Source organism: Flavobacterium azooxidireducens, from assembly GCF_023195775.1.
Classification (GTDB): Bacteria; Bacteroidota; Bacteroidia; order Flavobacteriales; family Flavobacteriaceae; genus Flavobacterium; species Flavobacterium azooxidireducens.
This window is the reverse complement of sequence record NZ_CP096205.1, coordinates 933,642-954,995: the sequence shown is the minus strand read 5'-3', so window position 1 is coordinate 954,995 and position 21,354 is coordinate 933,642. Positions and strand designations below refer to the sequence as shown.

The window sequence follows — 21,354 nt, the reverse complement described above, 5'->3', positions numbered from 1 at the left end:
ATTAAAAAATGAGAAATCTATTTACACTTGCTCTTGTATTGATAAGTACATTAGCTATAGCACAAAAACAACAGTATCAATTAGACAATTGGCGGCCTTATGATAAAACTGGATTATCCATGTTTGAGGCTCCAAAAGACACAACATCTACGTTTGAAAACGTGAAAGTAAGAATTGGCGGAGCATTTGCTTTGCAATACCAAGCATTAGATCATGAAAATAATGCCGATGTAGTTTTAAATGCAAATAATGTTAACACCAATCAATTAGTAAACTTGGGTAACAACTTTAACTTAGCAACAGCCAATTTAGATATTGATGTGGCTTTGTATGATGGTGTAAACCTTCACTTAAGAACCTATCTTTCTTCTCGTCACCACCCGGAACCTTATGTAAAAGGTGGATATATTCAAATTGATAAATTAGACTTTATCAGCAAAGGATTTATGGCAGAAACAATGAAAAATCTTACCATCAAAATTGGTCACATGGAAAACAATTATGGTGATGCTCATTTTAGAAGATCAGACAATGCCTTAGCGATTTATAATCCATTTGTGGGTAACTATATCATGGATGCTTTTACAACAGAAGTTGGTGCAGAACTATACTACCGCAAAAACGGCTGGATTGGAATGGTTGGTGCCACAAACGGTAAATTAAACCAAACAACCAATGCTCCCGGCGTAACAAGTCCATCTGTAATGGCAAAAATAGGTTATGATAAACAATTGAACACCGATTTACGATTCAGATTAACAGGATCTTTGTATAACACTGCTCAATCTGCAAGAACATACCTTTACGGAGGTGACCGTGCAGGATCTAGATATTACTTTGTAATGGAAAACACATTGGCTACATCTTCTGCAAATTACTCTTCAGGTTTAATTACTCCTGGTTTTACAAATGAGTTAACAGCAATTATGATTAATCCATTTGTGAAATACAAAGGATTAGAGTTCTTTGGTATGGTTGAAAAAGTAAGCGGAAAAACAAGAGCAGAAGTAGATGAAAGAGATTTTACTCAACTTGGAGCAGAGTTAATCTACCGTTTCGGTAAAAATGAAAACCTTTATGTGGCCGGTCGTTACAACAACGTAACTGGAGAAACTGCAGCCAGCGAAGATGTAGACGTGACTCGTTTCAATATTGGTGGCGGTTGGTTTATGACAAAAAACATTTTGGTTAAATTTGAATATGTTAATCAAAAGTATGATGGTTATGCTAAAACAAATATCTTAAACGAAGGAAAGTTTAGTGGATTTGTTGCCGAGGCAGTAATTGCATTCTAAAACAAACAATATGCGTGTTTTTGGTCTCATATTAGTTGTAACAGCAGCACTGTTTTCAACACCTAAAGATTATCTGTTGGTCAGTACAAAACAGTTCACTGTTCAAGGTACTACTTCAATTGGAGGTTTTGAATGTAACTACGATATGAATGCTAAAGACACGCTGTTTTTTAATCAACCCAAAAGAACGAAGAAAATCTCACACAGTGTTCCGGTCAAAAGTTTTGGATGTGGTAATTTTATTCTAAACAATGATTTTAGAAAAACATTAAAAGAAAAAGAATTTCCTAACGTAACAATTGAGTTATCAAATTTTAGAAAGAATAATGAAAATTACAGTTGCGATTTAACATTGAACTTGGTTGGAAAACAAAAAATATATAAAAATCTCCCTTTGAAGTATGATAGAAATCAATTGATTGGAAATATAACATTACAGTTCAGCGATTTCAATCTCACTCCTCCAAAAAAAATAGGAGGTATGATAAAAATAAATGAAGAAATTAAATTGTTTGTGAGTTTACAAACAGAATAGTAGAGTTAGTTATTTAGTTTAAAAAGAACCCCAAATTGCACGTTTCAATTTGGGGTTGCTTTTTTATTCTTTTTTTACTCTTTTTTCTTTTTATTAAATAAACTGTTTAAACCTTCTTTCACTTTATCTTTCACAGCTTCTTCAGTTTTGGTTTTCACCTCTTCTTTGGTTGCCGGAGTTGTGGTTTTTGTAGTGTCTTTCGGGTCTTTGTTTTGGTTTAACAAATTGCCCAAAGCAGAAGTTCCTTGGTTTATAAGTTTTTGTTTCTGATAATCCACTAATTGATTCACTAATTTTGTTGTGGCTTGTTTGGTATCAGTACTTATTTTTGGATTAGAAAAATTACCGGTAAGCAATGCCGTAATCGGAATTGATTCTACTTTAGCAGCATCGGCCGGAGATAATTTTGCAATTAAACTATTAATTTCTGTTCCCAAATATTTAGCCGGTACATCAAATTTTACATTATAATTCATTGCTTGATCAAAACCGTGTGAACCACCCACATTTAAAGTGATGTCTTGGTATTTGATGTCAAACGGTTTCACGTTTACTTTTCCGTTTTCAAAGGATAAACTTGTTTTTAAATCATTCAAATTTACTTTTTTCAAATCAATAAAATTCACTTGATTGTCCAAAGCACTAAGCAAAGTTGAGTTGGAAGCATTCACCGTTGTAGAAAGTAACTGCCCAACCAAATCTCCTGTTAAAGATTTTAAATCCGGTGTCATTTCTTTCGCATCCAAATTACCTGAAAGTTTAATAGTAGAATTCAATTTTCCATTGATGATATTAGCAATCGGAGCAATGCTTTTCATCATATCCAATTGCGTAAATGTTTCACTAATGTTTACTGAACTTAAATCCAAATTCATCGCAAATGTTGGCACTTTTGTTTTGGTGGAAACATTTCCGTTTACACCAATCATACCACCAAAAATGTTTGTTTTCACATTTTCTAAGGTAACTCGTTCATCTTTCACAATTAACTTTCCTGAAACATCTTTCAACGTTAAATTATCATACAAAACAGTGTTGGCTTTTGCGTTTAACGTAACATCTAAAAAAGCAGGAATCTTCATGGCTTCGCTTGGTTTCTGACCTTCTTTGGTTGGTTCTTCTGTTGTCATAAAATCATTCACAGCCAATTGATTAGAACTCATGTTGAAATTTCCTTTCAAATTCTGATCGTTAAATAAATAACCATAGAAATTTTCTAAAATACCATTAACATTAATGTCGCTTTTTCCGGTTTGTGCCGCAAATTTCTGTAGGTTCAACGTACTTGGATTAAACTGAACAATCGCTTCGCTAATGTTCATTCCTTTTCCGTTTTCATCGGTATATTTAAATCCGGTAACACTTACCAATCCTGCATTTTGAATGTTTTGGTATTGCTCTTTTTCCACCGATTGCATATCAAATTTTGTTGTTACATCTGCTTTTAAAATTCCTGAAAGCGGCGTGTCTAACTTAATTGGATAGGCTTTGCTGAGGTTTCCTAAATTAATTGTTCCTTTCAAAGCCGCATCAACCAACGGGTTTTCTGAAACATTTCTAATATTTGCCTTCGCATTAAAAACATCTTGATCAATCTTAAACGACAAATTATCGATGTTCACATACGTGTCGTTCATCAAGCCGGTTTCGTTTTTAATTTTTGTATCAATAACGATGTTTTCCACTTTTTTAGGTAAGTCAGGAAACTTAAATGATGCATTGTTAGATGCAATTTCCAAATTAAACTTCGGAATCGTTGTCTCAGAATACAATCCTTTTGCAAAACCCGAAACTTTAAAATCTCCCGTAGTTTGAATTTTATCTAAATCACCTTTATATGCCGACGGAACCAATCCTAAAAAGTTTTTAAACGATGAGGTTGGGGTGTTAAACGTTAAGTCATATTGTTGTCCGGCTTCAACCAATTGAATAAAACCTGTAAATTTTAAAGGCAATTTGTTAATCAATGCTTCATTGTCTTTAAACTCATATTTGCTGTTTTCCAAATCAATTCCCAACACGGCATCCAACGTTAAAGAAACGTCTTTCATATAATTGGTTTTGTCCATATCCAAACTCATCATGGCGTTGGTTTCAGTATCTAAATCCAATTTAGATGCTGCAAAATTTCCGGTTCCGGTGTGATTAATTTTATCAACAACCATCTTGATTTTTGAACTTTCATCCAAAAAAGTAAATTTCAAATTTTCAATCGAATAACTCTGAATATTCATCGCAAAAGGCTTGCTGTCCGAAGGTTTTTCTTCTTGATCATCTTTCATAGCAATATCAAAATTGCCAATTCCGTCTTTGTTAAAAATGATGTTCACAATGCCATCCACACTCGAAAACGATTCCAATTCCATCGCTTCTCCATCCGATTTAAACAATTCTTTCACCGACATTTTCAGGTTCAATTCACCTGAATAAAACAGCGTATCGCCTTCAAACGGAGCTTTATTAATAATGCTCAATTTGTCAATCGTTACATTGGCACGCGGAAAACTCTTAAACAAACTCAAACTCACATTTTCAAACGCCACATTGGCATCCACATTTTCGTTAATCGATTTCAACACTAATTGCTTGATTTTGTCTTTAAACAAAAACGGTGCAGCAGCCAAAGCAATAATGACTACCAACAAAAAAATACCTAAACCTTTTAAAATTTTCTTAATCATAATTTTACATTTATTTATATGGAGCGAATCTATAGTTGTGTTTGGTTCCGTAATTCCTGCCCTCCTTTCTAGTCTCGTTTAAAAAAACGAGAGCTAACCAGTCGGTCAGGGCTAGGCGGGTTTCCATTTTCGTTTTCAGCGGTTATTCCAAACTTAGCTCTTCGCCACGAGCAAGGTTAAATCGCTTTTGAAAATAATACACCGCAACATACAAAACGGGTGTGTCTAGAATGGCTATCAGCACTTTAAACAAAAAACCGCTCAGTAATAATCCGGGAAACAAATCCCAACTCAATATTTTAAAACTACATAGCAAAAATAATACCGCAAATGTATCAACAAATTGTGATGTAAAAGTAGAAAAGTTATTTCGCACCCAAAGCATTTTTCCTTTGGTTACTTTTTTCCAAAAGTGAAAAATATAAATATCGATGTATTGTGCCGCCAAATAAGCAATCATCGAGGCTAGCACAGCAAGAGCAGTTTGTCCAAAAACTTTAGAAAACAAAACATCATCAACCGGAGAATTTTCTATCGCAGGAGCAGCATTCGCCACATAAATTATCAACAACGAAAACACTGAGGCAAAAATTCCCGTGGTCACCACTTGATTGGCCTTTTTCTTCCCGTAAACTTCCGAGATTATATCAGTAATTAAAAAAGTAATCGGGTAGGGCAAAATTCCCACCGAAATCTCAAACCGATAAAGACCGAAAAAATCCCAATAAAAAAATTTCTGAAAAATTAAATTCGACACCACCAACGAAGCAATGAACATGGCTCCCAGCGTGAAATAAATTTTATAGGCAAACAACTTGTCTTTTGTTTCCAAATCTTTTTTTAACAAAAATAATAAATTAGAAAGGAAACAGTTGTTAACTAAATTAAAAAAACCTGACAGTTTTTAGTTGCTGTCAGGTTTCTATAATTATTTAATTTTTAACTCAAAAGGCATCAGCGTTTGAATGCCGGTTCGAGCCGTTGTTCTTTTTACTTGTTGTAGTGTTTGATAAGCTTCTTCGCCAATTTCTTCCTTAATCATAGCTTCTTTCGATTTCATAAACGGAATGCCATTTTTGTCACTTAAAAATTGCATAAACGACTTGTCAAATTCGGGATAGTTTTCGGTTTTATATTTTTTTATTTTTGCCAACGTAGCAGCTTCGCTTAATGCTATATCTAAACCACCTAATTTGTCAACCAAACCATTTTGCAATGCTTCAGTTCCGGTCCAAACTCTTCCTTGGGCAATGGCATCTACTTGTTCAAAAGTCATTTTTCTTCCGGTAGCAACGCGGTTTACGAAAATAGTATAAATGTTTTCTACAGATTCTGTCGTTATTTCTTTAAACTTTTCATCAATCGGTTTAAATGGGCTGTAGCCAATAGCATGATCGTGGGTTTTTACTTGCGAGGTGCTAATTCCGATTTTTTTAGACAATTCGGTCATATTCGGCAATACACCAAACACACCAATCGAACCGGTAATTGTGTTGGGTTCTGCAATAATTTTATCGGCATTACAAGCAATATAATAACCACCCGAAGCAGCTAAATTACCCATAGAAACCACAACCGGTTTTACTTTTTTGGTTAATTCAATTTCTCTCCAAATTAATTCCGATGTCAAAGCACTACCACCCGGACTGTCAACACGAATCACAATGGCTTTCACTTTTTCATCTTTTCTGGCTTCTTGCAATGAAGTTCTCATAGCACCTTCGCCAATCACATTCACATCGCCATCGCCACCCATGATTTCACCTTGAGCATAAATAATGGCGATTTTGTCTTTAGAATCTACGTTTTGAGGGGTTTTCGAAACGTTTTTAGCATAATCCATAATAGCTATGCTTTTGTAGTCTTCGTCTTTTTTTACTTTCAAGGCTTTTTTAATTCCGTCGTGGTACTGATCTTCATAACCAATTTTGTCAATTAGTTTTTTAGATTTAGCCATTTCAGGAGTTCTAGCCGATAGTTTATTTGCAATACTGTTTAATGAATCTACCGAAATATTTCTGCTTTTAGAAATATCACTTACAATTGAACTCCAAGCCGAGTTCAATAAAGCCGAAATTTGTTCTCTGTTGGCGTCACTCATTTCGTTTTCCAAAAACGGTTCAACTGCACTTTTGTATTTTCCATGACGAATTACTTCCATTTTTACGCCGGTTTTTTCCTGAATGTCTTTGAAAAACATGATTTCAGAAGCAAGACCTTTAAAGTCCATTTCACCCACAGGATTCATATAAATCGTATCAGCAACAGAATTAATGTAGTATTCACCTTGCGTAAAATAATCTGCATAGGAAACAATAAATTTTCCTGTTTTTTTAAAGTCAATCAATTTGTCTCTCAACGCTTTCGATTGAGCTAATCCTAAACTGCTTTTGCTGTTTAAGATAGAAATTCCTTTGATTTTATCATCGGTTTTGGCGTTATCAACAGCGTTTAACACATCAATTAAACCAACTGAGGCTTCTTCATTTAAAATAGTTACCCAAGGATCGGTAAATTTTCCGGTATAATCTAACGATACATTTTCCATATCTAAAACCAAAACGGAATTAGATTCTACTTTTGCAACATCAGAACCGCTGCCGGCAATTGCTCCAACAATCATTATACCAAAAAATAATATCATAAAGAATACAAATAATCCTATGATGGTGGCTAATACATTTCCTAAAAATTTCATTTTATACTTATTTAATTGAATATTGTTTCCTAATTAGTAGTCTTTCATTGCATTATGTTACAGGTTGTGTTGAAAGAAATTCATAATTACAGAAACTTATTAACAGGATTGGCAAAGATACTTTATTTCTGAAATAGTTTTAGTTATTTTGCTCTACCATGAATAATCAAAGCCAAGTTATTTTATCGTTAGGAAGCAATTTAGGTAACCGTTTGGAAAACATCCAGTTGGCTATCATTTCAATTCATAAAACCATTGCTACAGTAGTCAAGGTTTCTTCGTTATATGAAACACCTTCGTGGGGTTTTGATAGCGAACCGTTCTATAATTGTGCTTTGGTTTTGCAAACGTCAAAAGGAGCAGAACAAATTTTAGACGAAGTGTTACAACTCGAAACCAAATTAGGAAGAGTTCGAAATAACGAAGAAGGCTATCTGCCGAGAATAATTGATATTGATGTAATTACCTATAACGAGGAAATTATCAACACCGAAAGATTAAAAGTTCCGCATCCACATATGCAAAACAGAAAATTTGTTTTGTTGCCCATGCGTGATTTGAATTTGGATTGGCGTCATCCTATTTTGCAAAAATATTTGCCGGAATTAGTTGCTTTGGCAGAAGACAAAAGCAATTGCAAAGTGGTGCAAAAATTAGAGGCTCCCCTTGAAAAAATTAATCTTCAACAGTTTAATTACATTGCCATTGAAGGAAATATCGGAGCCGGAAAAACTACTTTGTCCTCCAAAATTGCAGAGGATTTTAATGCAAAATTAGTGTTGGAACGTTTTGCAGACAATCCTTTTTTGCCTAAATTTTATGAAGATCAAAGTCGGTATGCTTTTCCTTTAGAAATGTCTTTTTTGGCCGACAGATACCAGCAATTATCGGATGATTTAGCTCAATTTGATTTGTTTAAAGATTTCATCGTCGCCGATTATCATATTTTTAAATCCTTAATTTTTGCTAAAGTAACCTTGGCAGAAGATGAATTCAGGTTGTACAAAACCATGTTTGACATCATCCATAAAGAAATGCCAAAGCCGGATTTGTATGTCTATTTGTATCAAAATACAGATCAACTTTTAGAAAATATCAAAAAAAGAGGCAGAAGTTATGAAATGCAAATTCCCGCAGAATATTTAGAAAAAATCAATCAAGGCTATTTAGATTTCATCAAAACACAAACCAATTTAAATGTGTTAATCATTGATGTTTCCGATAAAGATTTTGTGAACAATCAAGAAGATTATGTTTTTATCTTAGATCAAATTCAAGCAAAATTGCACTAATTATCGCAATAGCGAAAAATGTCCTTTTCGCTCAGGAGTTGTGTCATCAATTTTCAAAACATACCAATAATCATTAGCCGGAAGTTTTTCACCTTCAAAAGTTCCGTCCCAAAACGGATTAGAAGGAGTAATTTGTTTGATTAATTTTCCGTAACGATTAAAAATTGTTATCGATGAATTTGGATAAAACTCCATTCCTTCCAAATAAAAGATATCATTAAACCCATCACCGTTGGGTGAGAAAAATTGTGGAACTAAAATCACTACAAAAGTTTGCTCGTCTGAATAACCGCAATTGTTAATTCTCTCCCGAACATAAGCTGTGTATAATCCACCTTCGCCAACGGTAAATAAATTAGAATCCTGATAATTAAATCCATCAATAGAGTATTCATATTCTCCATTTCCAGTGGCAATGATTTCAACAGAAGTATCATTTACAACAACTGTTTCAATCACCGGAATATCATATTGAACAATAGTAAAGTTTTTTGTTTTAGAACAATTTCCCGCTGCCAAAGAAGTGACAACAACCGAATAATTAGCATTGTTATTCACTTGAATGGATTGCGAAGTTTCTCCGGTTGACCAAAGATACGTAGCATTTGAAACACCTGCGTTTAAAGTAATCACACTTCCTTCGCAAAGCGTAACCGTTTCATCTTCCACATCCGGCAAATCATAAACAAGTACGTTTAGAGGAATTCTATTCCCTGACGAACATCCGTTATTAAAGGCTTCCACATAAAATGTAGTATCTTCTGAAAGAATAGGTGTGGTAAATGTATTTCCTGAACCTAAACTAGTTCCTCCAGTTTCTGCACTATACCAACTTATTGTTCCTGCAGTAGTAGAAGCAGTTAGAATAGCCGAATTCTCTCCACACACAGGATTCGGGTCAACAATGATAACTTCCGGAATTTCATTTATCGTGGCTTGTACAGCAGTTCTTGTTCCAGTTGTACAACCCACTTCAAACGCATCAATATAATATGTTGTAGTTTGAGTTAAATTGGGTGTAGTAAAACTGTTTCCGGTAGCTATTGGGGTTCCTCCGTTTGGAGTAGTGTACCATTTGACTGTTCCGGCAGAAGCATTCGCTGTTAGCGTTACCGAACCCTCTCCACACCTTGATTGACCAACAGAAGAAATAATACTCGGAATAGTAATGGTTGTACTTGTTGAAATCTGCAAAACCGGATCGCCGGGCATTCCGCCATATTCCACGATGTATCCTTTCGGCTGATAGTCGCCACTTGCTTCCCCTGTGTTGCTTAAATCATTCCATGAGCCGGGAATACCAACTCCAGGAGCAGTTATGTGTGCATAATCTTCATCACCTGCATTATTTGGCTCGCCATTATTCCAATTGGCATAATTGGGTGTTGTGCCATTCACGCCACCATTCCAAAAAATGGTTCCGGCTTCAGGTCCGGTCATCCATCGCCAAACACCTTCATTTGCTTCATCGCTTCCGCCAATCCAACCGGCACCGGCTGCTTGTTCGCCGGAAAGTTGAGCTTCATCGGCTGCTGTGATGGTGGCTAAATAGCCTTGCAAACCGTAGTAAGTTCTATTAGCAGCGGCTGTTCTTGCTGCAGACCATGTAATTCCTATATTGGGAACATATTCATAATAATGACCATTTGACGGCAGGTAGTTTGCTTGCCCTACTGTAATTGAAAAAGTTCTGACACCAGTAGGATTTGCAGAAGAATTTGAAAAAACCACATCTTCAATAGCAGCAATTAAATCTACATAAGTTGGCTGTCCGGCAGAACCGGTTAAAGTTAGTTTTCCGGTGGGAGCATCCCAATTAAAAACAATAGAGGGATGAGTTCCGGTTAAAGTCAATATATCTTGCCCAAAAACATAACCAGATGAAATTTGAATGTAAATGGCATCAATTCCAGTATCATCTGGGTCAGTTATGCTCATGTTGGTGACAATATTTATTTGCGAACCCGGACAATAAATTTGATTTCCTGTAGCAATTAAAATTGGAGCATCATTTAAAAGGGTAGGCTTTTTACTTGATAGTGAATTTACATTCATCAAAGAAGAAAAAGAGCCAAGGCATAAAAATAAAGCTATAAAAGTATAGCGAAGTATTGGAAATCCGTTCATTTTGTAAAAATAGGAAAATGAGAACAAAAATTGAATAAACAATTGCTAATTTCCTTTTAAAACAATGAGCTTTTTAAATAAATCCCACACGACAATTCCGGCACTAACTGAAATATTTAAGGAGTGTTTTGTTCCCAATTGCGGAATTTCAATCACACCGTCACATTTTTCAATTGCTTGTTGCGAAACGCCTTTGACTTCGTTACCAAAAATCAAAGCATATTTTTTGCCTTGTTCAACTTTAAAATCATTCAACATAATCGAATTTTCTACTTGTTCGATGGCAAAAACGGAGATTTCTTCTGCTTTCAATTGATCAATCACCGTCAACACTTCTTTTTGATATTCCCAAGTTACTGTATCGGTTGCTCCTAAAGCCGTTTTGTGAATTTCCTTGTTGGGAGGAGTGGCTGTAATTCCGCACAAATATATTTTTTCAATCAAAAAAGCATCCGAAGTTCTAAAAACCGAACCAATATTATGCAAACTTCTAATGTCATCTAAAATAATGATGATGGGTGTTTTTTGAGCTTCTTTAAACTCATCAATATTTTTGCGTTCCAGTTCAGAATTGGCCAATTTTCTCATCTTGCAAAAATAAGTAATGAATTTGAATTTTTACATTTGATATTGAAATTGATTTTTGAAATTGTCATTGAAATTGTCATTGAAATTGTCATTGCAATTGATTTTTTGTCATTGCCATTGATTTTTGTAATTGTCATTGAATTTTGTAATTGTCATTGAATTTTGTAATTGTCATTGAATTTTGTAATTGTCATTGAATTTTGTAATTGCTATTGCCATTGATTTTTGTCATTGCTATTGCATTGAAATTTTATTTCCGTATTTTTGAAACCAAACCTAAAACCAACAAAATTGTCAGCCAAAGCTACCGTCGTCAAAGAACCGAAAGAAACGCCTTTAATGAAGCAATATAACGAAATCAAACGGAAATATCCCGATGCTTGTTTGTTGTTTCGCGTAGGGGATTTTTATGAAACGTTTGGCGAAGATGCCGTTCGGGCTTCACAAATTTTAGGCATTGTTTTAACCAAAAGAGGTGCCGGTTCTGAAACTGAAACTGCTTTAGCGGGTTTCCCACATCATTCGTTAAATACCTATTTGCCAAAATTAGTCAAAGCCGGACTTCGAGTGGCGATTTGTGATCAATTGGAAGATCCAAAAATGACTAAAACTATTGTGAAACGCGGTGTGACCGAATTAGTCACTCCGGGTGTTTCAATGAATGATGAGGTGTTGCAATCCAAATCGAATAATTTTTTGGCTTCGGTTTATTTTGGTAAGAAGCAAATTGGCGTTTCATTTTTGGATGTTTCAACAGGCGAATTTTTGACATCTCAAGGAAATGAAGAATACATAGACAAATTATTACAAAATTTTAGTCCAAGTGAAATTTTAGTAACTAAAAACCATAAACAACATTTTAGAGAAGTTTTTGGCGAAGATTATCACACTTTTTTTCTGGAAGATTGGGTGTATAATGAAGACTATGGCAATGAAGTGTTGACCAAACATTTTCAAACCAATTCTTTAAAAGGATTTGGAATTGAAGAAATGCAAGAAGGAATCGTCGCTTCGGGTGCGGTTTTGTATTATTTATCGGAAACACAACACAATAAAATTCAGCATATTACGTCAATTCAACGCATTGCGGAAGATGCGTATGTGTGGATGGATCGATTTACCATTCGAAATTTAGAATTGTATCACAGCACCAATCCCAATGCAGTTACGTTGTTGGATGTGATTGACAGAACCCTTTCGCCGATGGGTTCACGATTGTTGAAACGTTGGTTGGCTTTACCGTTGAAAGATGCAACTAAAATCCAATCTCGTCATGAAGTGGTGACTTTTTTAAAGGATAATTCGGAAGTTTTACAGAAAATTCAATACCAAATTAAACAGATTTCTGATTTGGAACGGTTGATTTCCAAAGTCGCCACCGGAAAAGTTTCGCCTCGTGAAGTGATGAACCTTTGTCATTCGTTGGATGCGATAATTCCAATTAAAACTTTGGCTTTGGCAAGTGCAAATGAATCGTTAAAAGCGATAGGCGATAGTTTACACGCTTGTGATTTACTTCGTGAAAAAATCAAAACGACGTTAAATCACGATGCACCGGTTTCCATTAACAAAGGAAATGCGATTGCGAAAGGAATTCATCCCGATTTAGATGAATTGAGAGCTATTTCAACTTCCGGAAAAGAATATTTGGAAGGAATTGAGCTGAGAGAATCACAAAAAACAGGAATTTCATCATTGAAAATTTCGTTTAATAATGTTTTTGGTTATTACATCGAAGTTAGAAATACGCATAAAGATAAAGTTCCAACGGAATGGATTAGAAAGCAAACCTTAGTGAATGCCGAACGATATATTACGGAGGAATTAAAAGAATACGAGATAAAAATTCTTGGAGCAGAAGACAAAATTCACCAATTGGAATCGCAATTATTTGAACAATTGGTGATTTGGATTGGCACCTACATTAAACCCGTTCAGTTGAATGCGGCTTTAATTGCTCAGTTGGATTGTTTGAATTCATTTACGCAATTAGCGATTGAAAACAAGTATGTTCGACCAATTTTGGATGATTCGTATGAATTAGAAATCACAAATGGTCGTCATCCTGTCATTGAAAAACAATTGCCGGTTGGTGTTCCGTATATTGCAAATGATGTTTTTTTGGACAGAGATTCGCAACAAATTATTATGATTACGGGTCCGAATATGTCGGGGAAATCGGCTATTTTGCGACAAACGGCTCTAATTGTGCTGTTGGCTCAAATGGGAAGTTTTGTTCCGGCAGAAGCAGTTCGAATGGGTGTGGTAGATAAAATATTTACCAGAGTAGGAGCGAGTGATAATATTTCGATGGGTGAATCGACTTTTATGGTTGAGATGAATGAAACTGCTTCGATTTTGAATAATATTTCTGAACGAAGTTTGGTTTTGTTGGATGAAATCGGGCGAGGAACCAGCACGTATGACGGAATTTCGATTGCGTGGGCCATTGCAGAATATTTGCACGAACATCCTAACCGACCCAAAACGTTGTTTGCCACACATTATCACGAGTTAAACGAGATGGAAGTCACATTTGACCGCGTTCAGAATTTTAATGTTTCCGTAAAGGAATTGAAAGATACCGTTCTTTTTATTCGAAAATTAGTGAAAGGCGGCACCGAACACAGTTTTGGTATTCACGTTGCTAAAATGGCGGGAATGCCACAAACCGTGATTCAAAAAGCACAAAAGATTTTAAAGAAATTAGAAAAAAATCATTCGAGTGAAGAATTATCCGGCATAAAATCTCCGAAGGATGAATTACAGCTTAGTTTTTTTAATTTAGATGATCCATTATTGGAAGAAATCAAAGAAGAAATTCTAAACTTAGACATAAACACGTTAACTCCCGTTGAAGCTTTAATGAAATTGAACGAAATTAAGCGAATGTTGACCAAAAAATAAATGCTATAACTTTAACATTCAAAACATTAGTTTTTGAAGTAAATTTTTTTGCAAAAAACGCTTGTAAAAGTAAATAATTATAGTACATTTGCATCCGCATTGCTAAACAAGTAGTGCAGTTCTTTTAAAAACCTGTACGCGAAAATAGCTCAGTTGGTAGAGCGCCACCTTGCCAAGGTGGAGGTCGCGGGTTCGAATCCCGTTTTTCGCTCTTCTACCTTATAGTGCAAGCAGTTTGCTCGCATCAGGCTCGAGTGGTGGAATTGGTAGACACGCTGGACTTAAAATCCAGTGGGCAGTAATGCCCGTGCGGGTTCAAGTCCCGCCTTGAGTACAAAAGCTTCATTTGTTTTTACAAGTGGAGCTTTTTTTATTGATTTATTTTGAAATTTATTTGATAATTAAGCAGAAATCTTTGTCAAAGTTTTAAACTTTGACAAAGATGAAATGTGGTTTAAAAAAAGATTACTTCACTGTAATAACAATCTTGTGAAAGCATCAAATCTTTGTTGCTTATCAATTATTCGATACTTTTTACTATTGCTTCAACTTTAATTTTGAACTCTTCGTGATTAAGTTTGGTGATAAGATTATTTGTCTTTTTTACAAATTCAGAAGCTAATTCTTTGTCTTTAATTTTATATTTTATTTCTTCTCTGAATACTAGGTTTCTTGTATATAAAATGTCTGGATTAGATTTATCAAGAATTTTAAAACGATAATTTTTTTTACTTTTTTTTGTTATTATTTTATATTTTTTTGTGTTTTTGAACTCAATTTGAAGACTATCAGACACCAGTTTGTTTTCGGCTAGTTTCAGAGTATCTTTAGTTACGCCCCAAAAAATTCCCATTCCAGAGGGGTATCTTTCCAAGAGATAAGTTGTATCACTAATTTTTAGAAGAACATTTTTTTGACGAATCAAAAAACCTCTTTTATTTGATACAAATAATTCTGAGTATGATGGTTGTGCATAGATTGAACAAGTGAATATGAGTAAAATTTGTATTAAATTTTTTTTCATTTTTTATTCAACGGTTAGAAGTTTGTTTTGACTTACTTACTTACTTTTATAAAAATATAAATTTTTTGTGAATCTTTGTCAAAGTTCAAAACTTTGACAAAGATGAATTTGCTATCAAGGTTTAGTTTTGCCAAAAAGTAAAAAAAGCACAAAGTTTTGGATGACTTATTTGAGGGAAGGCTGCCAGCTTTGGCGGGAGATTTCTATTTCGACTTCGTCATCTTGCGAAATGACAAGATTGTGGGAGAGGCAGATTCTGAAAACTGGGACTGCGACTGAAAACTCTACTTTTTTGTAAATTATTTTCCTCTGAAATGCTTTGTTGTACTGAAACCGCGTGAGGGATTGAAGTGGAAAGCCCGCAGGACAAAGGTTGAGTTTTTGCGGGTTGTGCCGGCGACCAAAGAAGCCGAGCAGAACCCGATAAAAACCAACCTTTGGACGAGGACTTGGAACGAAAGCCCGACCCGGAGCTTGTCGGAGGGGCACGCCCAAAAAAGATTGTTAGATTGTTAGATTTTTGGATTTTCAGAAGTTGAGGAAGATTTTTTATAAGAAAAGTTGAAGGAATGATCTGTGAATGCTATAATTTCCTTCACTTTAGAGCAAAAAAAATCCCGAACAAGTCGGGATTAGTTTTTTTGTTAGCTTGTTGCTAATTACTGAGCTGGAGTTTCAGCTGGAGCTTCTGTAGTTGTAGCAGCAGAATCAACTACTTCAACAGCTTCTTCAACTGGTACAGCAACTTCTTCAACTACTTCTGTAGTAGTTTCTTCAACTACTTCAGTTTCTTTTTCTTTACAAGATACTACTGTTAAAGCAGCAACAAATACTAAACTTAAAATTACTTTTTTCATCTTACTTTATTATAAAAGGTTAATTATTAATTCGGAGCAAAGATATAAATTTTTTGGTTCAACAAAATATTTTACGAAATATTTTTAAAAAAAAATAAACTATTTGTGTTTCAAACGTTTGAGTCCCCATTTTTAGGGTGTTTTTAAATAGTAAACCCCTTTTTCGAAAGGGGTTTATGTAAGATTTTAGTCTGAAAATATTATTTTTTAGCTTTTTTGCCCACTACTTTCATTTCATTTATCAAATGTTTCGCTCCGGCATACTTGTCAATCACGAAAAGTACGTAACGAATGTCGACCATAATGTTTCTGCAAATGGCCGGATCATAATAAATATCGCTCATAGTTCCTTCCCAAACGCGGTCGAAATTTAAGCCGATTAAGTTTCCGTTTTTGTCTATTGCCGGACTTCCTGAATTACCTCCTGTAGTGTGATTTGTTCCGATGAAATTGACAGGAAGTTTTCCGTTTTCGGCATATTGTCCGTAATCTTTGTTGTTGTATAATTCAATCAACTTTGGCGAAACATCAAATTCGTAGTCGCCCGGAACGTATTTTTCCATCACACCGTCTAAATAGGTCACCGGACTGTAATAAACCGCGTCGCTAGGTGCGTAGCCTTTTACTTTTCCATACGTTACACGCAACGTTGAGTTAGCATCCGGGAAAATGCGGGCTTCTTTTGGACTTAATTCCAAAATTCCTTTCATATACGTGCGTTGCAAAGCGGTATTTTTAAGGTTGATTTCTTCGTATTTTGGAACTACGTTTTTGGTGTAGGCTTCGGATAACATTTTTACGAATGCAAATCCGCTATCGTTGTTTAATTTCTCAAGAACGGTTTTGGCATCTCCCGTTAACAATTCTTTTAAGCCATTGTAATTGGTTAATTTTGAAGTTTTATAGATTTCAGTTGTTTTGGCTTTTAAATCTTGGTTTAACAAACCTTCGGGTAAAAATTGTTTTGGCGATTTGGTGGCGTACAATTCAATTAATTGCTCCATTACTTTTTCGTCAACAGTAGCATTGAAATCTTTGTATAAATCGGCAAAACCGGTGATGAAATTTTCTTTTCTATCCATAAACGCTTGTTCGCCTCTAGTTTTGTGAAGGTTTTCCAACTGTACCAAACGGTAACCAAAACTCAATAATTCGGTGTTACGCATTACGACTTCCATAAAATAATCACGGCTTAATGCATACGGAGCGATTTCAGCGTAATTTTTCTCAAATTCTGAAAGTAAGTTGCCGTATTCAGCTTGTTTTCCGGCTTTCGCCACTTTATTCATGAAATCTTTTTCAAAATCTTTTTTGATTTGAACCGCATTGGATTTTTTTAAACCTTTGGTTTCGCCGATCCATTTTTTCCAATAATTGGCAACCGAAGCGTATTTGGCAGCATATTGAATTTTAATCGCTTTGTCTTTTCGCATAAAACCGTCTTGTACTTTCAAGGCGGCATCACGAATTTCGATTTTGGCAGGATTGAGTTCGTTGACAATTTGTTCAACAGCAACAGCCGGCAAATATTCTTGCGTTCTTCCCGGATAGCCGAAAACCATTGTGAAATCATCTTCTTTTACACCGTCAATAGAAACTGGGAAAAAGTGTTTTGGCGTATAAGGAACATTGTCTTTGGAATATTCTGCCGGACGATTGTTTTTGTCGGCGTAAATTCTGAACAACGAAAAATCTCCGGTATGACGAGGCCAAACCCAGTTGTCTGTATCAGAACCAAATTTTCCGATGGATGACGGCGGAGCACCTACTAAACGAACATCTTTATAGGTTTCAACCACAAACCAGATGTATTGATTTCCGTCATAAAACGTTCTTATTCGGTTTTCTTGCCAACTTTCTTTAGGTAAAGAAGTGGTTAAAGCTGAAATGTTTTCTTGAATTTTTTTCTGTTTGTCTGCTTCGTTCGAAATGGATTGCGTGTTTTCCAAAACTTTTGAAGTGACATCTTCAATTTTGACGATGAATGTTACCACTAGTCCTTCGTTTGGAAGTTCTTCGTCTAAACTCATTGCCCAAAAACCTTTCTCTAAATAATCATTTTCAACGGTAGAATGGGATTGAATTTCGCCGTAACCACAGTGATGATTGGTTAATAAAAGTCCTTTAGAAGAAATCACTTCCGATGTACAGCCGTTGTTGAAATGCGGTACAGCGTCTTTCATACTCGATTTGTTCACGGAGTAAATATCTTCGGCAGACATTTTCATGCCGAGCGATTTCATTTCTTTTTCGTTCATTCCTTCCAAAAGTGACGGAATCCACATACCACCTTGTTGGGCAAATGCAGAAAAGGAAAGAAACAGGATGAGTAAGCGTAAAAATTTCATAATGAGTTGTTTAGTAAGTTCTTATTTTACAGTGTGTTTGAATAATTTTCGTTTGTGTTCTTCGAAATCGTTTGCAATATACAATTTTTGAGCAGGATGATTATGTGGTTCCACCTCCAAATAGATGATTTTTAACGATAATTTATGAGCTTCTTGGCGAATGAAATGGAGCGTTTGTTTGCCAAAGCCTTTTCCTTGAGCAGTATTTTTGATGTATAATTCGTCTAAAAAAGCAATTTTTCCTCGGTATTCGAAACTGAAAACGAAGGTGAGAATGACATAGCCAACGATTTCATCTTCATTCAAAATTAGCCAAGCTTTTCCGAGGTTTTCATCTTCAAGAAATTGATGAAAGAGTTTTTTGGATGTTTCGATTTCAAAAGGATAATTGTCGATGGCGTAAAATTCCTTCATCATTTGAAGGATTTCATCAATCTCTGATGCGGATAAAGGTTTAAAGGTTGTCATTATCTAAATGGTTTAAAATAACGTCCGATGCACCTTTGTTCATTTGCACGAAAGTGCTGCAAATATGACCTTTTTCGTGTCGGATATCTTCGTTGGAAAGTAAGGTGGAGAAAGTTTCATTCAATTCATTTTGATTGGAAATGGAAACGCAACCTTCCATATTTACTAATGCGGTCGCTTCGGCAAAATGAGAATAATTGGGTCCGATTACAATGGGAATGCCAAAAGTTGCCGGTTCTAAAATGTTGTGCACACCTGGATTTCCGAAGCCACCGCCAACGTAGGCAATGTCGGCGTAGTTGTAGATTTTGGTTAAGATGCCGATGGTGTTGATGATGAATACGTCATATTCCCGTAGGGACAGGTCGCGACCTGTCCGTACATACAATTCCAATTCCGAAAATAAAATTGATTTTTTTGTAATCGATTTTTGCAATTCCGAAATTTGTTCCGATTTAATATTATGTGGAGCAATAATGAATTTCACATTTTCAGATGAATTATTAATGAAATTCACCAATAATTCTTCATCTTTTGGCCACGAACTTCCAATAACAATGGTGGTTGTGTTGTTTTTGAATTCTTCAATAAAATCTAGTGTATTATCTCTTTCCAAAATCGAAACTACGCGATCAAAGCGAGTATCGCCGGAAATTTTCACATTTTGATAACCTAACGATTGTAATAGTTTTTTGGATGATTCGTTTTGTACAAAAAAGAAGTCGAAAGCAGTTAAACATTTTCTATAAAATCCGCCATACCATTTAAAAAACACTTGATTTTTTCTTAGAATTCCTGAAATTAAATAGGTTTTAATGTTTCTGTTTTTTAACTCATTCAAATAATTTGGCCAATATTCATATTTGATAAAAAACACCAACTCCGGATGAACTAAATCTAAAAATTGTTTGGCGTTTTGTTGCTTGTCTAAGGGTAAATAAATCGTTAAATCAGCAATTATGTTGTTTTTTCTAACTTCAAAACCGGAAGGCGAAAAAAATGTCACAATAATTTTATGATTAGGAAATTTAATTTTGATTTTTTCCATCACGGGAATTCCTTGTTCAAACTCGCCTAAAGAAGCGGCGTGAAACCAAATCGTTTTATCATGCGAAGAAATTTTCTGTCTGATTTGCTCAAAAACTGATTTTCTTCCATCCACAAAAAGTTTCATTTTCGGATTGAAAAGAGCAACGATTTTCAGTAAAAATCCGACAAAATGAACCAATAAATTGTATAAAAAAAACATATAGCTAAAATTGTGTCGCTAAAATACATCACTTTAAAGAATTTTCATTGTTATAACTTCCTAAATAATTACTTTTGTTATATTATTAAGGTGAACTCATTCAAAATGAAAACATCTTGCACTTTAAAATTAAATAAAAAGTAATGCGTAAACTTCAAATGGTTGACTTAAAAAGTCAATATGATAAAATTAAGACTACGGTTGATGCTTCAATTCAAGAAGTTTTAGAAACCACAACCTATATCAATGGACCGAAAGTACACGAATTTCAAAAAAATCTGGAAGATTATTTAGGAGTAAAGCACGTGATTCCGTGTGCAAATGGAACAGATGCTCTTCAAATTGCTATGATGGGATTGGATTTAAAGCCCGGAGACGAGGTCATCACAGCCGATTTCACGTTTGCCGCAACGGTAGAAGTAATTGCCTTATTGCAATTAACGCCTGTTTTGGTAGATGTTGATATGGTGAATATGAACATTTCATTAGACGGAATCAGGAAAGCAATTACATCAAAAACCAAAGCCATCGTGCCGGTTCATTTATTTGGAAGAGCTGCCAATATGGAAGCGATTATGCAAATTGCCAACGAACATAATTTATATGTTATCGAAGATAATGCACAAGCAATTGGAGCAGATTATACCTATCCGGACGGGACAAAAAAGAAAGTAGGAACAATTGGTCATGTGGGAGCGACTTCCTTTTTCCCTTCAAAAAATTTAGGTTGTTATGGTGATGGTGGTGCAATTTTTACGAATGATGATGCTTTGGCTCACACCATTCGAGGAATAGTAAATCACGGAATGTATGTGCGTTACCACCACGATGTCGTGGGTGTGAATTCTCGTTTAGATAGTATTCAAGCAGCGGTTTTAAATGCAAAATTGCCTTTGTTGGATAGTTATAATGCAGCTAGACAAAATGCAGCTCGAAGTTATTCAAAAGCATTTGAAGGGCATAAAAATATCGTTGCACCAACTATTTGTGAAGTGTGTGATTGTCACGTTTTTCATCAATATACTTTACGAATTATTGATGCTGATAGAAATGCGTTGATGGATCACTTGCAAAGCAAAGGAATTCCGTGTGCGATTTATTATCCTATTCCGTTGCATTCACAAAAAGCGTATGCTGATGTTCGTTATAAAGAAGAAGATTTTCCGGTAACAAATCAATTGGTAAAAGAAGTAATTTCGTTGCCAATGCACACCGAATTAGATGATGAGCAAATTAAATTTATAACGGATTCAGTTTTAGAATTTTTCAACTAATCATATAAAAA

The 21,354-nt window shown here is 35.0% G+C and carries 15 protein-coding genes and 2 tRNA genes; 7 read left to right on the top strand and 10 right to left on the bottom strand.

The window, feature by feature from the left end; genetic code table 11:
* The first annotated feature begins 8 nt into the window (after positions 1-8).
* On the top strand, positions 9-1,295 hold the full coding sequence (locus M0M57_RS04280; RefSeq protein ID WP_248435694.1) for a hypothetical protein: 1,287 nt from the start codon (positions 9-11) through the stop codon (positions 1,293-1,295).
* A gap of 10 nt (positions 1,296-1,305) precedes the next feature.
* Positions 1,306-1,830: a YceI family protein gene (locus M0M57_RS04275; protein WP_248435692.1), complete on the top strand. Its 525-nt coding sequence runs from the start codon at positions 1,306-1,308 to the stop codon at positions 1,828-1,830.
* A 74-nt stretch (positions 1,831-1,904) separates the two neighbouring features.
* On the opposite strand, the gene M0M57_RS04270 is transcribed toward M0M57_RS04275, so the two are convergent.
* The 3 genes from M0M57_RS04270 to sppA form a co-directional block, all read right to left on the bottom strand.
* The gene (locus M0M57_RS04270; RefSeq protein ID WP_248435690.1) at positions 1,905-4,511 is read right to left on the bottom strand and encodes an AsmA-like C-terminal region-containing protein; all 2,607 of its coding nucleotides are present in this window, start codon (positions 4,509-4,511) and stop codon (positions 1,905-1,907) included.
* Between the two features lie 142 nt (positions 4,512-4,653).
* A complete protein-coding gene (locus M0M57_RS04265; protein WP_248436727.1) occupies positions 4,654-5,289 on the bottom strand; it encodes a queuosine precursor transporter in 636 nt (211 codons plus the stop codon).
* Positions 5,290-5,439: 150 nt separating this feature from the next.
* Positions 5,440-7,209 carry a signal peptide peptidase SppA gene (gene sppA, locus M0M57_RS04260; RefSeq protein ID WP_248435688.1) on the bottom strand — a complete coding sequence of 590 codons (1,770 nt, stop codon included), beginning with the start codon at positions 7,207-7,209 and terminating at the stop codon, positions 5,440-5,442.
* A 158-nt stretch (positions 7,210-7,367) separates the two neighbouring features.
* On the opposite strand from sppA, the gene folK reads away from it, so the two are divergent.
* Positions 7,368-8,501: a 2-amino-4-hydroxy-6-hydroxymethyldihydropteridine diphosphokinase gene (gene folK / locus M0M57_RS04255; RefSeq protein ID WP_248435687.1), complete on the top strand. Its 1,134-nt coding sequence runs from the start codon at positions 7,368-7,370 to the stop codon at positions 8,499-8,501.
* On the opposite strand, the gene M0M57_RS04250 is transcribed toward folK, so the two are convergent.
* Both M0M57_RS04250 and M0M57_RS04245 read right to left on the bottom strand, forming a co-directional pair.
* Complete coding sequence (locus M0M57_RS04250) at positions 8,502-10,628, bottom strand: Ig-like domain-containing protein (protein WP_248435685.1); 2,127 nt, start codon at positions 10,626-10,628, stop codon at positions 8,502-8,504.
* A 45-nt stretch (positions 10,629-10,673) separates the two neighbouring features.
* Positions 10,674-11,216 (bottom strand): RNA methyltransferase, encoded by a 543-nt coding sequence (locus tag M0M57_RS04245; protein WP_248435683.1) that lies wholly within the window; start codon positions 11,214-11,216, stop codon positions 10,674-10,676.
* Positions 11,217-11,555: 339 nt separating this feature from the next.
* Here M0M57_RS04245 and mutS point away from each other — a divergent pair, with 339 nt between their 5' ends.
* The 3 genes from mutS to M0M57_RS04230 all read left to right on the top strand — a co-directional run bounded on the left by mutS (position 11,556) and on the right by M0M57_RS04230 (position 14,457).
* Positions 11,556-14,123, top strand: a complete 2,568-nt coding sequence (mutS, locus tag M0M57_RS04240) for a DNA mismatch repair protein MutS (protein WP_248436726.1) — start codon at positions 11,556-11,558, stop codon at positions 14,121-14,123.
* A 138-nt stretch (positions 14,124-14,261) separates the two neighbouring features.
* Positions 14,262-14,334, top strand: a tRNA-Gly gene (locus tag M0M57_RS04235).
* Positions 14,335-14,371: 37 nt separating this feature from the next.
* A tRNA-Leu gene (locus tag M0M57_RS04230) sits at positions 14,372-14,457 on the top strand.
* Between the two features lie 186 nt (positions 14,458-14,643).
* Here M0M57_RS04230 and M0M57_RS04225 read toward each other — a convergent pair.
* The 5 genes from M0M57_RS04225 to M0M57_RS04205 all read right to left on the bottom strand — a co-directional run bounded on the left by M0M57_RS04225 (position 14,644) and on the right by M0M57_RS04205 (position 20,069).
* Positions 14,644-15,147: a hypothetical protein gene (locus M0M57_RS04225; RefSeq protein WP_248435681.1), complete on the bottom strand. Its 504-nt coding sequence runs from the start codon at positions 15,145-15,147 to the stop codon at positions 14,644-14,646.
* Positions 15,148-15,806: 659 nt separating this feature from the next.
* Entirely contained in the window at positions 15,807-16,004 is a 198-nt protein-coding gene (locus M0M57_RS04220; RefSeq protein ID WP_248435679.1) for a hypothetical protein, read from the bottom strand.
* A 200-nt stretch (positions 16,005-16,204) separates the two neighbouring features.
* Positions 16,205-18,352 (bottom strand): S46 family peptidase, encoded by a 2,148-nt coding sequence (locus tag M0M57_RS04215; protein ID WP_248435677.1) that lies wholly within the window; start codon positions 18,350-18,352, stop codon positions 16,205-16,207.
* A gap of 21 nt (positions 18,353-18,373) precedes the next feature.
* Positions 18,374-18,820: a GNAT family N-acetyltransferase gene (locus tag M0M57_RS04210; protein ID WP_248435676.1), complete on the bottom strand. Its 447-nt coding sequence runs from the start codon at positions 18,818-18,820 to the stop codon at positions 18,374-18,376.
* Positions 18,807-20,069: a 3-deoxy-D-manno-octulosonic acid transferase gene (locus M0M57_RS04205; protein WP_248435675.1), complete on the bottom strand. Its 1,263-nt coding sequence runs from the start codon at positions 20,067-20,069 to the stop codon at positions 18,807-18,809. Before M0M57_RS04205 ends, M0M57_RS04210 begins: the two co-directional genes overlap by 14 nt.
* A gap of 143 nt (positions 20,070-20,212) precedes the next feature.
* Between M0M57_RS04205 and M0M57_RS04200 the strand changes: the two genes are divergently transcribed.
* Entirely contained in the window at positions 20,213-21,343 is a 1,131-nt protein-coding gene (locus M0M57_RS04200; protein WP_248435674.1) for a DegT/DnrJ/EryC1/StrS family aminotransferase, read from the top strand.
* Positions 21,344-21,354 lie beyond the last annotated feature (11 nt).

Coding starts and splice junctions, on each gene's coding strand:
- M0M57_RS04275 (WP_248435692.1), top strand. CDS start 1,306: ATGCGTGTTTTTGGTCTCATATTAGTTGTAACAGCAGCACTGTTTTCA.
- M0M57_RS04245 (WP_248435683.1), bottom strand. CDS start 11,216: ATGAGAAAATTGGCCAATTCTGAACTGGAACGCAAAAATATTGATGAG.
- mutS (WP_248436726.1), top strand. CDS start 11,556: ATGAAGCAATATAACGAAATCAAACGGAAATATCCCGATGCTTGTTTG.
- M0M57_RS04210 (WP_248435676.1), bottom strand. CDS start 18,820: ATGACAACCTTTAAACCTTTATCCGCATCAGAGATTGATGAAATCCTT.
- folK (WP_248435687.1), top strand. CDS start 7,368: ATGAATAATCAAAGCCAAGTTATTTTATCGTTAGGAAGCAATTTAGGT.
- M0M57_RS04220 (WP_248435679.1), bottom strand. CDS start 16,004: ATGAAAAAAGTAATTTTAAGTTTAGTATTTGTTGCTGCTTTAACAGTA.
- M0M57_RS04200 (WP_248435674.1), top strand. CDS start 20,213: ATGCGTAAACTTCAAATGGTTGACTTAAAAAGTCAATATGATAAAATT.
- M0M57_RS04270 (WP_248435690.1), bottom strand. CDS start 4,511: ATGATTAAGAAAATTTTAAAAGGTTTAGGTATTTTTTTGTTGGTAGTC.
- M0M57_RS04205 (WP_248435675.1), bottom strand. CDS start 20,069: ATGTTTTTTTTATACAATTTATTGGTTCATTTTGTCGGATTTTTACTG.
- M0M57_RS04280 (WP_248435694.1), top strand. CDS start 9: ATGAGAAATCTATTTACACTTGCTCTTGTATTGATAAGTACATTAGCT.
- M0M57_RS04250 (WP_248435685.1), bottom strand. CDS start 10,628: ATGAACGGATTTCCAATACTTCGCTATACTTTTATAGCTTTATTTTTA.
- sppA (WP_248435688.1), bottom strand. CDS start 7,209: ATGAAATTTTTAGGAAATGTATTAGCCACCATCATAGGATTATTTGTA.
- M0M57_RS04215 (WP_248435677.1), bottom strand. CDS start 18,352: ATGAAATTTTTACGCTTACTCATCCTGTTTCTTTCCTTTTCTGCATTT.
- M0M57_RS04225 (WP_248435681.1), bottom strand. CDS start 15,147: ATGAAAAAAAATTTAATACAAATTTTACTCATATTCACTTGTTCAATC.
- M0M57_RS04265 (WP_248436727.1), bottom strand. CDS start 5,289: ATGTTCATTGCTTCGTTGGTGGTGTCGAATTTAATTTTTCAGAAATTT.